This is a genomic window from Burkholderia sp. BCC1208, from assembly GCF_902833095.1.
GTDB lineage: Bacteria > Pseudomonadota > Gammaproteobacteria > Burkholderiales > Burkholderiaceae > Burkholderia.
The window spans coordinates 255,326-267,596 of the sequence record NZ_CADFDY010000009.1; the positions used below are offsets into that span (position 1 = coordinate 255,326).

Sequence of the window (12,271 nt, forward strand, 5' to 3'; positions counted from 1 at the left end):
CCCCGGCGCGCCGTGCGAGGTGCGGCGGCCCCACCCTCATCCCAACACACGAGGTGTCGCATGACCAGGCAATTGATCGTCGCCGTGTTCGGCAGCGTCGACACGGCTCGCCAGGCCGCGAACGATTTCGACGCGCTGTCGGAGAAGAACGAAGGATTCCACATCGAGAACGGCGTCGTCGTCGAGAAGGACGCGAACGGCAAGCTCGCGGTGCTCGACGCCGAATCGCGGCCGTTCAAGGGCGGCGTGATCGGCGCGATCGCGGGCGGGTTGCTCGGCCTGCTGGCCGGGCCGATCGGCGTGGTGACCGGCATGGCGGCCGGCGCGGGCGCCGGCATTCTCGCGCATGCGGCCGGCAATGCGCTGCTCGACGGTACGTTCGTCGAGACGGTCGCGGCGCGGCTCGTGCCCGGCAGCGTCGCGGTCATTCTCGAAGCGAAGGAGGACACGCCGTTCTCGGTCGACAACGTCGTGACGGGATTCGGCGGCAAGGTCTTTCGCCAGGCGCTCGACTGAGCGCCCCTTTCGAACCGATTCGGGAGCTTTGCATGCGCATCGATCAATCGTACCGGCGCTTCGACATCGCGGCGACGCTGTCGCCGTTGCTCGGCAACCGCGCGCTCGCGGTCGTCGACGTGACGACCGACGATCCGGACCGCATCGCCGATCTCGGCACCGGCCAGTTCCTGCAGATCCGCAAGTGGATCGAGTCGAACGACATCGCGCTGCTGACGGTGGTGTTCGACGAGTGCAAGGTTGCGATCGACCACTACGCGGACAACGTCGACGACGCTTGAATGTGCTGTAGCCGATCGCTTCCAGAACCCGCTCGGCTTCCGGATGCCGGACGAATGCAAGCGCGAACTGGTTGAGTGCGCAACAAATGCCGGGATGCCGATCACCGAGAACGGCGCGTACGACGAACCGTATGTCGGCGACACGCATCCGAGTTCGCCGAAATCCTGCGACCGGACCGGGATCGTGCTGCATCGACGGAGGAGGTGGCACGCGGCTTGCGCGGGTCGCAGGCCCCCCTCGCACAGCGGCCGGCGTGTTGCGCCGCAACGTCGATCACGTTCTACGCCGGTCACGGACCGCGTACAAGCGACAGCCGGTGTGTGCATGCGCTGCGGGGCGTCCGCACCTGTTCTTTTCAGGACGGATGTCGATAATGGGATCGTTACCTGACTTTCCGGGAGCCACGTCATGACTGAAAGGGATGCTGCGTCCTCACCCGATCTCACGCAAGGGATCGCCCTCGACGATCTCGCCGACGGCGCGATGATCGAGGGCCATGTCGGCGAAGCGGCGGTGCTGCTCGTGCGCCGCGCCGACGAACTGTTCGCGGTGGGCGCGCAATGCCCGCACTACGGCGGCCCGCTGGCCCAAGGCCTGCTGGTCGGCGACACGATTCGCTGCCCATGGCATCACGCGGCGTTCTGCCTGCGCACCGGCGAGAGGGAGCGCGCGCCGGCGCTCGACGGGCTGTCGTGCTGGCGCGTCGAGCGGCGCGATGGCCGCGCCGTCGTACTCGATGCGCGGCCTGCCGCCGTAGCGCCTAAGCCGAACACAGCCGGGCTGCCCGCGTCGGTCGTGATCGTCGGCGGCGGCGCCGCCGCGATCGCGGCCGCCGTGATGCTGCGGCAGGAAGGCTATCCGCATTCGATCACGCTGCTGAGCGCCGATGCCGATCCGCCGTACGACCGGCCGAATCTGTCGAAGGATTACCTCGCGGGCACGGCTCAGGCCGACTGGCTGCCGCTGCGCGCGCCGTCGTTCTATGCCGAGCAGCGGATCGACGTACGCTGCAATACGCGGGTCGCGCGCATCGATCCCGCGCAGCGGGCGGTCGAGCTGGCCGACGGCAGCCGTGTCGAATACGGCGCGCTGCTGCTCGCCACCGGCGCCGAGCCGAACCGGCTGGACGTGCCCGGTGCCGATCTGCCGCACGTCTGTGTGCTGCGCTCGCGCGCCGATTGCGATGCGCTGATCGGCAAGCTGAAAACGGCGCGCCGTTGCGTGGTGGTCGGCGCGAGCTTCATCGGGCTCGAAGCGGCCGCCGCGTTGCGCACGCGCGGGCTCGACGTGCATGTCGTCGCGCCCGATACGCATCCGATGGGCCGCGTGCTCGGCGATGCGCTGGGCGACACGATCAAGGCGCTGCACGAAGCGCACGGCGTCGTGTTCCATCTCGGCGCGATGCCCGCGCGGATCGGGCCGGACAGCGTGACGCTGTCGAACGGCGACGTGCTGCCGGCGGACGTCGTGCTGGTCGGCATCGGCGTGCATCCGAATGTCGAGCTCGCGCAGGACGCGGGGCTCGCCGTCGAACGCGGCGTGACGGTCGACCGCTTCCTTCAGACGAGCGCGCCCGGCATCTACGCGGCCGGCGACATCGCGCGCTGGCCCGATCCGCTGACGGGCGAGCGGATTCGCGTCGAGCACTGGGTCGTCGCCGAGCGGCAGGGCAGCGTCGCGGCGCGCAACATGCTCGGCCAGCAGCAACCGTTCGACGCGGTGCCGTTTTTCTGGAGTCAGCATTACGACCTGACGATCCGCTATGTCGGCCATGCCGAGCAATGGGATCGCGTCGAGATCGACGGCGACCTCGGCGCGCACGATTGCTCGATCGGGTACTGGCGCGGCGACACGCGGCTCGCGGTCGTGACGATCGGCCGCGATCTCGACAGCCTGAAGGCGGAAGCGGCCCTCGAGCGGCAGATGGCCGCCGTGTGACGGCGGCGTGACGATGCGCATCGTTGATGGAGGCGAGATGAACCCCGACGTCCGTGCACGTGTTGAAGCCGGGTTCGCGCCGCGCATCGCGACGCGGCGGCGTGGCCTGTATCGGCGTGGCGATGCTGATCGGCGACCTCGATTCGATGCATGACCCGCACCGTGCCATGCCGGCCGACGATGCGCGGATGATGCACGCGTCGTTACCGGTCGCGCGTCCTGATCATCACGCGCCCCTCGTCGATGCCGCCGCGCAGCGCTTCGTCGCACGTGAGCCATTCGGGCGTGACGAGTTCGGGCGCTGGCAGATCGACCGGTGCGCCGTCGCGGAAGATCCGCACCTGCGCGACCCACGCGCCGTTCGCGTTGCGCGTGGCGTCGACGCGAATTTCGTGATCCATGAAAGTGTCGGTGGCTTGCATCGGTCGGGGCCCTCCGTCGTGCATGAACGCGGTGCGTCGATCGTATCAGCATGGCGGATGCCGCGCATCGAAAACGAACCGGCGTTTGCCTTTCACTTGCCGCGCGAGACGGGAGCGACCTCGTGGCCTTCGACCTGACTTTTTCCATCAAGGTATTCGCGGCGCTGTTCGCGATCATGAACCCGATCGCGAACATCCCGGTGTTCCTGTCGCTGACCGAAGGCGCGGCGGACGCCGTGCGCCGCAAGGTCGCGCTGACGGCCGCGATCGGCGTGACGGTCGGCTGCATCGTGTCGGCCGTCGCGGGCGGTGCGATCCTGCGCGTGTTCGGTTTGACGATCGACGATTTCCGCCTCGCGGGCGGGCTGCTGGTGCTGCTGATCGCGCTGTCGATGCTGCATGGTGCGCCGAGCCGCCAGCATGCGCCGGGCCGCGACGAAGGCGCGGATCCCACCGCGGCCGAAAGCGTCGCGATCTACCCATTGACGATCCCGTTGCTGGTGGGCCCCGGCACGATCGCGACGATGATCGTGCTCGGGCACGGCGCGGTCACGACCGGGCAGGAGTTCGCGTTTGCGCTCGGGCTTGGCGCGTTTCTCGTGCTGCTGGCGGTGTCGCTGCTGTCGGCGCCGCTGATCGGCCATTACCTGTCGCCGCGCGTGACGGCCGTCACGCAGCGCCTGATGGGGATGATTCTCGCGGCGATCGCGATGCAGATGATCGTCGCGAGCCTGAAAGCCGCGTTCGGGTTGCCGCACTGAGCGCGCCCGTTCGCGCATCGCGGCGCGCCGCGCGCGCTGCGCAGGCGCATGCCTTGCTCGATCGGCTCGACGGTCACATTGACCGTTTCCGCTTTCGACAAGGAGGGCCAGACATGAAAGCAGTCGTATTTCACGGCATCGGCGACATACGCATCGACACGGTGCCCGATCCGGAAGTCTCCGAGGCGACCGACGCGGTCGTGCGCCTGACCGCCAGCGCGATCTGCGGCACCGATCTGCACATGGTGCGCGGCACGCTCGGCGGCATGAAGCCGGGCACGATCCTCGGCCACGAAGGCGTCGGCATCGTCGAGGCGGTCGGGCGCGACGTGCGCAACCTGCGGCGCGGCGACCGCGTGCTGATTCCGTCGACGATCGCGTGCGGCAGTTGCGCCTACTGCCGCGCGGGCTACACCGCGCAATGCGACGTCGCGAACCCGGGCGGGCCGCGCGCGGGCACCGCGTTCTTCGGCGGGCCCGCCGAGACGGGCCCGTTCGACGGGCTGCAGGCCGAATACGCGCGCACGCCGCTTGCGCACGCGAGCCTGATCCGGCTACCCGACGCGATCGACGACGATCGCGCGATCCTGATGTCGGACATTTTCCCGACCGGCTATTTCGGCGCGCAGCTCGCGGAAGTGAAGCCGGGCGATACGGTCGCCGTGTTCGGCGCGGGGCCGGTCGGCCAGTTCGCGATCGCGAGCGCGAAGCTGATGGGCGCCGGACGCGTGATCGCGATCGACCGCATCGCGTCGCGGCTCGAGATGGCCTGCGCACAGGGCGCCGAGATCGTCGATTTTTCCGAGGACGATCCGGTCGATACGGTGCTGCGACTGACGGGCGGGATCGGCGTCGACCGCGTGATCGACGCGGTGGGCGTCGACGCGATGCGCGCGACGCATGGGCCGGCGGCGGCCGATCGCGAGGCCGCGCGCGCGTTCGATGCGGAAGTCGACGCGATCGCGCCGCACCGCAAGCCGGACGGTCGCAACTGGGTGCCGGGCGACGGCCCGTCGCAGGTGCTGCAATGGGCGGTGCGCGCGGTCGCGAAGGCCGGTACGGTCGCGGTGATCGGCGTGTATCCGCCGGCGGCCCGCGTGTTTCCGATCGGCGAGGCGATGAACCGCAACCTGACGATCAAGATGGGCAACTGCAATCACCGGACGGTGACGCCGCCGCTCGTCGAGCTGGTGCGCAGCGGCGCGTTCGATCCGCTGTCGGTGCTCACGCGCTGCGAGCCGCTGACGAACGCGATCGACGCGTATCGCTCGTTCGACGTGCGCGAGCCGGGCTGGATGAAGGTGAAGCTGACGCCGTGACGACATGAACCGCAACCGGGAGCACTGCAATGACCGATCGATACGACAACTGCATGGCCGCGTGCGACGCCTGCGCGCACGCGTGTGATACCTGTGCGGCCGCCTGCCTTGCGGAGCGCGACGTGCACGCGCTGGCCGGCTGCATCGCGCTCGACATCGAATGCGCGCAGCTGTGCCGCTTCGCGTCGGGCGCGATGGCGCGCCGCAGCGCGTTTGCCCCGCGCATTTGCGCGCTGTGCGCGCACGCGTGCGACCTGTGTGCGGCCGAGTGTTCGCGGCACGCGCACGAACATTGCCGCCGCTGCGCGCTCGCGTGCGAGGCCTGCGCGGCGATGTGCCGCGCGATGGTCTGAGCACGCGCGCTTACGGCGTATCCTGAATTTCGCGGGCGACGCGCTCGAGCAACGCATCGAGCACGGCCATCTCGACGGGCTTCACGAGATGATCGTCGAAGCCCGCGCGTTCGGAGCGCGCGAGATCCGACGCGCGTGCATGGCCGGACAGCGCGACACAGGCCGTATCGCGCAGTGCGTCGATCGCGCGCAGCTCCTGCAGCAGCGTGAAGCCGTCGACGTCCGGCATCGTCAGGTCGAGCAGCATCAGCTGGGGCGCATAGTCGCGCGCGAGGGTCAGCGCGTCGGCCGCGTTGTACGCGACGCGCGGCGCATGGCCTTTCAGTTGCAGCAGCACCGCGAGCGTGTCGGCCGAGTCGCGGTTGTCGTCGACGATGACGATGCGAAGCGGCACGGCGGCCGGCTGCGCGGGCGCGGCCGGCGCATGCGGTGCGGCGCGCTCGTTGCGCGTCGTTTGCACGATCGGCAGCCAGACCGTGAACGTCGAGCCGTGGCCGGGCCCGTCGCTTTCCGCGACGATCCGCCCGCCGTGCAGTTCGACGAAGGACCGGCAGATCGCGAGGCCGAGCCCGAACCCGCCGGACGGAGAGCGGCTCGACGCACCTTCCTGATGGAACAGGTCGAAGATCGTTTCGAGCGCGCCGGGCGCGATGCCCACGCCGTGATCGACGACGTCGATCGCCACCGACGATCCTTCGATACGCGCGCCGACGTCGATCCGGCCGCCGTGCGGCGAGAATTTCGATGCGTTGTCGAGCAGGTTGTGCAGCACCTGGACGAGCCGTGCGTCGTCGCCGTGCAGCACCACGGAATCGGCGGGCAGGTCGACACGGATCCACTGCCCGCGCGCGGCCAGTTTCGGCTGGATGCTCTCCACGCCGCGGCACACGACGTCGCGCACGGTGACGGGGCGATCGTCGAGTTCGACCTTGCCGGCCGTGATGCGCCCGACGTCGAGCAGATCGTCGACGAGCCGTGTCAGTTGCCCGACCTGGCGGTGCACGGCGTCGCGGCACTGCGCGAGCGCGGGCGCCGGATCGGGGAGGCTCTGCAGCACGCCGACCGAATGGCGCAGCGGTGCGAGGTGATTGCGCAGCTCGTGCGCGAGCATCGCGATGAACACGCTGAGCCGGTGCGTCGACGCTTCGAGCTCCTCGAGCCGCTTGCGCTCGGTCATGTCGCGCGTGATCTTGATGAAACCGCATAGCTGGTGCGTCGCGTCGTGCACCGGCGTGATCGTCACGCTCGCCCAGAACTGCGTGCCGTCCTTGCGCACGCGCCACCCTTCGTCCGCGAAGTGGCCGCGCGCGGCGGCCAGCGCGAGCCCGTGCTCCGGCCGGCCGGCCGCGATCGCGTCGGACGGATAGAACAGCGAGAAGTGGCGGCCGACGATCTCGGGAGCGCGGTAGCCCTTGATGCGCTGCGCGCCGGCGTTCCAGGTCGCGACGTTGCCGTGCGGGTCGAGCATGAACACCGCGTAGTCGGTGATCGACTCCACCACGGTCTGGAACCGGAATTCGGCGAACCGGTGCAGCAGATCCCGCGGGCCGGGCGGGCCGGGTGGCGGGGAAGGCGAGTGAAGGTCGGCGTCGTCGTTCGTCATCGGAGCGGCAGGTCGAAAATGCGGGCGGCCGAATACCGCCCGGCCGCCGCCGGACACGCCGGGGGCGGCTACACGAACCGGATTGGCACGTCCGAAAGAATAAAGGAACTCGATTCAGCTGATCAATGGGTGCGCATCGGCCGTGCCGTCCGTCATGTCCGCGAGCCGGATCCGTGCCGGCGCACCCGGCGGCGGGCGCGGCATGCCGATTGCACGACCGTGCGGTGCGCCTGCCGTGCCACGGCCGTTCGGCCGATCGTGCGGCCGCAAGCCACGCAAGGAGATCCATATGAACAGCACGTTGAATCCCGACAACGAACCGGCCGGCCCGGACGACGACAACGCCAGCCGCGGCCGCGACGGTCGCGCGCTCGGCCCGAGCGACTCGTCCGACAGCGGCAGCGACACGGCGGGCGCACGGCGCCATCCGTTCGATATCGATTCGCCGCTGGACGATCACGCGCTCGAACGCGGCGACGCATCGCTCGACAGCGATACCGACCGTGCGGGCACCGGCGAGCGCGCGTCGGCGGACGGCGACTCGACGCTCGAGGAAGGCGCCGACATCGAGCCGGACCGCACCGAGCGGCTGAGCGAACCCGGTCGCACGGATGAACCGGATGGCGGCGACGACCCGGACGACCTCGGCGCCGCGCCGTGACGTCCGGCACGCAAAAACTGCAATCGCGTTGCAGATTGGGGCGCCTGGCGGCTTCCCGGCGCTGCGGCGCACAACCGCGGCGGCACGGCAACGACGCCGGCACGCGATTTGCATTGACCCGACCGACGCGCGCCGCGACGCGGCATGGAGCCGTGCGCAGCGCAGGCGCGATCAAGGAGAGACACGATGCAACGACGATATCCCGGACGGCACGGCGAGCGCGGCGGCCCGCCCGACTGGCAGGAGCGCAACGAACGCGCGTACCGGGGCGCCGGCGAGCACGGCATCCCGGACGACCCGGCCCGATGGCCGGAAGAAGACGATGAATCGGCTTACCGCCGCTTCGCGAGCGAAGACGTGGGCCCGGAAGACTGGGGCAGCGAGTGGACCGAGCGCGCCGCGCGCCCGGCCGACCAGCGGCGCGGCGGCGCCGACCCGGACTGGCCGGGCGGCGCGCGCCAGCCGGCGCGGGATCCGGAGCGCGGCTATGGCGGGCCAGGCCGCCGTGCGCAGGGCCACGAAGGCCGATACGGCGGCGAGCGCCCGGAATTCCGCGGCCAGCACCGGATGGGCTGGTACGGCGGCGAGCGCGATATCGGTAGTCTGCGCGGCGATCCCCGTGGCGACCCGCGCTACGGCGGCCATGCCCCCGACCTCTCACGGTTCGGCAGCGAAGCCGAACGCGACGCGCTGCGCCACCGCCGCGGGCCGAAAGGCTATACGCGCTCGGACGAGCGGATTCGCGAGGACGTGTGCGAGCGGCTCGCGCATGCGCTCGAGATCGACGTGAGCGATGTCGCCGTGCAGGTGAAGGAAGGGCGCGTCGAGCTGGACGGCACGGTGCCGGCACGCTGGATGAGGCACGACATCGAGGATCTCGCCGACGGCTGCATGGGCGTGCTCGATGTCGAGAATCGCGTGCGCGTGCGCCGCGACGGCGAACACGATACGGGCATGGTGCTGCATCCGGATCAGCGGACCGTCACGCCGACCCAGCCTGCCGTGCGCGACCCCGAGCCCGGCACCGTCGTGCCCGGCCGCGAGCGTGAATCGCGCCACTGACGACCGTGCGTGAAACGGCCCGACCCCCGACCGCAACGCGTGCATGACGACCGGAATCGACGACACGCCAATCAGGCACCGTGAGGCACCCGCAGCCCGCGACCGCCGCGATCGCCGCGACGGGCGCGGCCTGCGGCTGCGGATCGCGGGCGAACTCTGGCGCGCGATCTGGCATTACCGCGCGCGCGTGCTCGCGGCGATCGTGCTGCTGGTACTCGCGAAAGCGGCGGCCGTCTCGGTGCCGCTGCTGCTCAAGGACATCGTCGACGGCTTCGGCCGCGCGGCCGGCCAGCCGATGGCGTGGCCGGTGCTGCTGCTGTTCGCGTACGCGGTCGTGCGCTTCGCGTCGAATGCGCTGAACGAAGTGCGCGACATGACCTTCGTGCAGGTCACGCAGCATACGGTCGCGTCGTTTACCGTGCGCACGTTCGGTCACCTGCACCGGCTCGGCGCACGCTTTCATGCACAGCGCGAGACGGGCGCCGTCGTGCGCGACCTCGAGAAAGGCACGGCCGGCATCGGCTATCTGCTCGGCGTCGCCGTGTTCACGGTCGTGCCGACGGCCATCGAGATCGGCTCGGTGCTCGTGATCGTGATCAGCAAGTACGGCGGCGGCTTTACCGCGATCATTCTCGTCACGTTCGCCGTCTACGCGGCGTATACGGTGGTGTTCACGCGCCGCCGCATGCGTTACCAGCGGCGTGTGAACGCGCTCGAGGCCGAGTCGAATTCGCGGGTGGTCGACAGCCTGCTGAACGTCGATACGGTCAAGTACTTCGCACGCGAGGACGTCGAGCGCGATCGGCTCGAGCGCGTGCTCGACGCGTGGCGCGAAGCCGGCGTCGACAACCAGTATGCGCTGTCGATGCTGCACATCGGGCAGAGCGCGTGCATCGGCGCGGGGATCGCGGCCGTGATGCTGCTCGCCGGGCAGCAGGTCGCGCGCGGCGCGATGACGATCGGCGATCTCGTGCTGATCAACGCATACATCATCCAGATCAGCCTGCCGCTGAACGCGCTCGGCTTCGTGTTTCGCGAGGCGAACGACGCGATGACGAACATCGAGCGGCTGTTCGGGCTGCTCGATGCGCGCGGCAAGCCCGGCGAGGACGGCGATGCGCCCGGTGCGCAGCCGCTCGTCGTGCGCGGCGGCGCGATCGAGTTCGAGCATGTCGACTTCGGCTACGAGCCGAGCCGGCAGATCTTGTCCGACGTGTCGTTCCGCATCGAGGCCGGGCAGACGATCGCCGTGGTCGGCGGCAGCGGCTCGGGCAAGTCGACGCTCGCGCGACTGCTGTTCCGGCTGTATCAACCCGACGCGGGCACGATCCGGATCGACGGCCAGGACTTGCGGCTCGTCACCGAGCGCAGCCTGCGCGACGCACTCGGCATCGTCCCGCAGGACACCATCCTGTTCAACGACACGCTCGCGTACAACATCGCATACGGCAAGCGCGATGCGACGCGCGGCGACGTGATCGCCGCCGCGCGCGGTGCACAGCTCGACGCGTTCATCGAGCGGCTGCCCGACGCCTACGACACGCGCGTCGGCGAGCGCGGCGTGCGGCTGTCGGGCGGCGAGCGGCAACGTGTCGCGATCGCGCGCGCGTTGCTGAAGGCGCCGCCGATCGTCGTGTTCGACGAGGCGACGTCGGCGCTCGACACGCGCTCGGAGCGCGCGATCCAGCAGGAGTTGATGCGCGTCGCGCAGCATCGCACGAGCCTCATCATCGCGCACCGGTTGTCGACCATCGTCGATGCCGATCGCATTCTCGTGATGGAGCACGGCCGGCTCGTCGAGCACGGTACCCACGACGAGCTGCTCGAAAGCGGCGGCGTGTATGCGCAGATGTGGTCGCTGCAGGCGAAGCAGCGCGAACTGGAACGCACGGAGGCGAAGTTCGCGCGGCAGCCGGTGCGGATCAATCCGCTCGTGTCGCAGGTACTCGATTCGCTGGCGGAGGCGGCCGCGCAGCGCGGCGTGCCGGTGTTCCGCCACGTGTCCGACGAGGATCTCGTCGTCAAGGCCGATCCGGCCGCGCTGCGGCGCTTCGTCTGGGAACTGTGCCGCGGCGCCATCGACGCGAGCAGCGGCGGGCAGCTCGAGGTGCGCACGGCGCGCCACGATCCGGAAGCGCGGATCACGATCGCGTGCGCGGGCGTCGACGCCACCGAGCTGTCGCTGATCGATCTCGAACGACTGCAGGACACGATCGAGGAGGCCGGCGGCTACGTCGTGCGCGAACGCGACGATATCGGCGTGACGCTGCACCTGTCGCTGCCGATGTGCGCGGTGGCGCCGGCATCGCTGCAGCCCGACGGCGCCGGGCCGAACGCGGAGGCCGGCGCGGCGGAGACGGCAACGCCGCTCGACGGCCTGCGCATCGCGTGCGTGGACGATCACGACGAGGCGCGCGAGGCGCTCACCGCGCTGCTGAAGGTGGCCGGCGCCGACGTGCACGCGTATGCGTCGGGTCAGGCGTTGCTGGACGACCTGTGGCGCGCGCGCCGGGCCGACTGGCCGGCGCTGCTCGTCTGCGACATCGACCTCGGCGAAGACGAGGAGGACGGCTATACGGTGATGTCGCGCGTGCGCCAGCTCGACGCCGCGCGCGAGCGCGACGGCCGCGCGCCGCTCGAGGCGCTGGCATTGTCCGGCCATGCGCGCGATCGCGATCGCACGCGTGCGGTCGAAGCCGGTTTCCATGCGTACCTGACCAAGCCCGCGGTAGCGGCCGACCTGATCGCGGCGTTGCGTGCGCTCGCGTTTTCCTCCGGAGAAATCCATGCCGAACCTTCTGAATCCGACGACACCCGAAGCCCTGAACGCGCGTCGCGGCGGTAGTGCGTTCGCCGACCGCCAGGCCGCGGTGGCGGCCGTCGAGCTGCTGTTGCCGAGCCTGGCCGCCGCGCTGCAGAGCGACTTCGTCGGCGACAGCGGCTGCCTGCACATCGTGATCATGGACCCGGCGCTCGGGCCGCACGACGCGGCGTTCGAGGACGCGATCTTGTATGAGTTTTCGCTGCCCGACCCGAAGGACTGGGACGCCGACTATCGCGCGTATGCGCGGGCCAAGGCGCGGCTGTCGTGGGAAACGGGCCGCGACGGCCACGTCGTGCAGGCGCTCGAGCCGTACCGGCTGCGCGCGGGCGACACGAACCTGTGGGGCGGCGTCGCGCTCGGCGGCATCGTGGTCGGCGTGTCGGGCGCGCAGCCGTGGTTCGACGAGGCGTTCGCGGGCTGCATCGCGCACTGCCTGCGCGCGCTCGCGAAGCACCGTGCGCAGGCGACGCCAGACGGGCTCGCGATCTGAGGGGGCCGCCTGGGCGCGGCCGCCCGGACCCGTTTTTACA

Annotated in this window: 12 protein-coding genes and 1 pseudogene; 11 read left to right on the forward strand and 2 right to left on the reverse strand. The window is 70.1% G+C overall.

What is annotated here, in order from left to right; all coding sequences use genetic code 11:
• The first annotated feature begins 60 nt into the window (after positions 1–60).
• The 4 genes and pseudogenes from HWX09_RS22585 to HWX09_RS22595 all read left to right on the forward strand — a co-directional run bounded on the left by HWX09_RS22585 (position 61) and on the right by HWX09_RS22595 (position 2,736).
• Positions 61–516: a DUF1269 domain-containing protein gene (locus HWX09_RS22585; protein ID WP_027786050.1), complete on the forward strand. Its 456-nt coding sequence runs from the start codon at positions 61–63 to the stop codon at positions 514–516.
• 32 nt (positions 517–548) lie between these two features.
• The gene (locus HWX09_RS22590; protein ID WP_027786049.1) at positions 549–797 is read left to right on the forward strand and encodes a hypothetical protein; all 249 of its coding nucleotides are present in this window, start codon (positions 549–551) and stop codon (positions 795–797) included.
• A gap of 19 nt (positions 798–816) precedes the next feature.
• Positions 817–990, forward strand: a pseudogene (locus tag HWX09_RS33695) (2-aminoadipate aminotransferase); the annotation flags it as partial.
• 216 nt (positions 991–1,206) lie between these two features.
• On the forward strand, positions 1,207–2,736 hold the full coding sequence (locus tag HWX09_RS22595) for an FAD-dependent oxidoreductase (protein WP_027786048.1): 1,530 nt from the start codon (positions 1,207–1,209) through the stop codon (positions 2,734–2,736).
• 203 nt (positions 2,737–2,939) lie between these two features.
• Here the strand turns inward: HWX09_RS22595 and HWX09_RS22600 are convergent, their stop codons facing one another.
• Positions 2,940–3,158, reverse strand: coding sequence for a DUF6566 family protein (locus tag HWX09_RS22600; protein WP_027786047.1), 219 nt, complete (start codon positions 3,156–3,158; stop codon positions 2,940–2,942).
• Between the two features lie 122 nt (positions 3,159–3,280).
• On the opposite strand from HWX09_RS22600, the gene HWX09_RS22605 reads away from it, so the two are divergent.
• The 3 genes from HWX09_RS22605 (at position 3,281) to HWX09_RS22615 (ending at position 5,591) form a co-directional block, all read left to right on the forward strand.
• Positions 3,281–3,919: an NAAT family transporter gene (locus tag HWX09_RS22605; RefSeq protein WP_027786046.1), complete on the forward strand. Its 639-nt coding sequence runs from the start codon at positions 3,281–3,283 to the stop codon at positions 3,917–3,919.
• A gap of 113 nt (positions 3,920–4,032) precedes the next feature.
• Positions 4,033–5,238: a zinc-dependent alcohol dehydrogenase gene (locus HWX09_RS22610; protein WP_027786045.1), complete on the forward strand. Its 1,206-nt coding sequence runs from the start codon at positions 4,033–4,035 to the stop codon at positions 5,236–5,238.
• 29 nt (positions 5,239–5,267) lie between these two features.
• Positions 5,268–5,591, forward strand: coding sequence for a four-helix bundle copper-binding protein (locus HWX09_RS22615; RefSeq protein ID WP_027786044.1), 324 nt, complete (start codon positions 5,268–5,270; stop codon positions 5,589–5,591).
• Positions 5,592–5,601: 10 nt separating this feature from the next.
• Here HWX09_RS22615 and HWX09_RS22620 read toward each other — a convergent pair whose 3' ends face one another.
• Positions 5,602–7,194: an ATP-binding protein gene (locus tag HWX09_RS22620; RefSeq protein ID WP_027786043.1), complete on the reverse strand. Its 1,593-nt coding sequence runs from the start codon at positions 7,192–7,194 to the stop codon at positions 5,602–5,604.
• A gap of 289 nt (positions 7,195–7,483) precedes the next feature.
• Between HWX09_RS22620 and HWX09_RS22625 the strand changes: the two genes are divergently transcribed.
• From HWX09_RS22625 to HWX09_RS22640, 4 genes are all read left to right on the forward strand, one after another.
• Entirely contained in the window at positions 7,484–7,855 is a 372-nt protein-coding gene (locus HWX09_RS22625; protein WP_027786042.1) for a hypothetical protein, read from the forward strand.
• A gap of 186 nt (positions 7,856–8,041) precedes the next feature.
• Positions 8,042–8,917 carry a BON domain-containing protein gene (locus HWX09_RS22630; RefSeq protein ID WP_027786041.1) on the forward strand — a complete coding sequence of 292 codons (876 nt, stop codon included), beginning with the start codon at positions 8,042–8,044 and terminating at the stop codon, positions 8,915–8,917.
• Between the two features lie 43 nt (positions 8,918–8,960).
• Positions 8,961–11,762, forward strand: coding sequence for an ABC transporter transmembrane domain-containing protein (locus HWX09_RS22635; RefSeq protein WP_027786040.1), 2,802 nt, complete (start codon positions 8,961–8,963; stop codon positions 11,760–11,762).
• Entirely contained in the window at positions 11,704–12,231 is a 528-nt protein-coding gene (locus HWX09_RS22640; protein WP_034185503.1) for a hypothetical protein, read from the forward strand. Before HWX09_RS22635 ends, HWX09_RS22640 begins: the two co-directional genes overlap by 59 nt.
• The last annotated feature ends 40 nt before the right edge of the window (positions 12,232–12,271 follow it).

Bases quoted from the DNA above. Each gene is read 5' to 3' on its own strand.
- HWX09_RS22590 (WP_027786049.1), top strand. From the start codon at position 549: ATGCGCATCGATCAATCGTACCGGCGCTTCGACATCGCGGCGACGCTG.
- HWX09_RS22615 (WP_027786044.1), top strand. From the start codon at position 5,268: ATGACCGATCGATACGACAACTGCATGGCCGCGTGCGACGCCTGCGCG.
- HWX09_RS22620 (WP_027786043.1), bottom strand. From the start codon at position 7,194: ATGACGAACGACGACGCCGACCTTCACTCGCCTTCCCCGCCACCCGGC.
- HWX09_RS22630 (WP_027786041.1), top strand. From the start codon at position 8,042: ATGCAACGACGATATCCCGGACGGCACGGCGAGCGCGGCGGCCCGCCC.
- HWX09_RS22610 (WP_027786045.1), top strand. From the start codon at position 4,033: ATGAAAGCAGTCGTATTTCACGGCATCGGCGACATACGCATCGACACG.
- HWX09_RS22595 (WP_027786048.1), top strand. From the start codon at position 1,207: ATGACTGAAAGGGATGCTGCGTCCTCACCCGATCTCACGCAAGGGATC.
- HWX09_RS22585 (WP_027786050.1), top strand. From the start codon at position 61: ATGACCAGGCAATTGATCGTCGCCGTGTTCGGCAGCGTCGACACGGCT.
- HWX09_RS22625 (WP_027786042.1), top strand. From the start codon at position 7,484: ATGAACAGCACGTTGAATCCCGACAACGAACCGGCCGGCCCGGACGAC.
- HWX09_RS22635 (WP_027786040.1), top strand. From the start codon at position 8,961: ATGACGACCGGAATCGACGACACGCCAATCAGGCACCGTGAGGCACCC.
- HWX09_RS22600 (WP_027786047.1), bottom strand. From the start codon at position 3,158: ATGCAAGCCACCGACACTTTCATGGATCACGAAATTCGCGTCGACGCC.
- HWX09_RS22640 (WP_034185503.1), top strand. From the start codon at position 11,704: ATGCCGAACCTTCTGAATCCGACGACACCCGAAGCCCTGAACGCGCGT.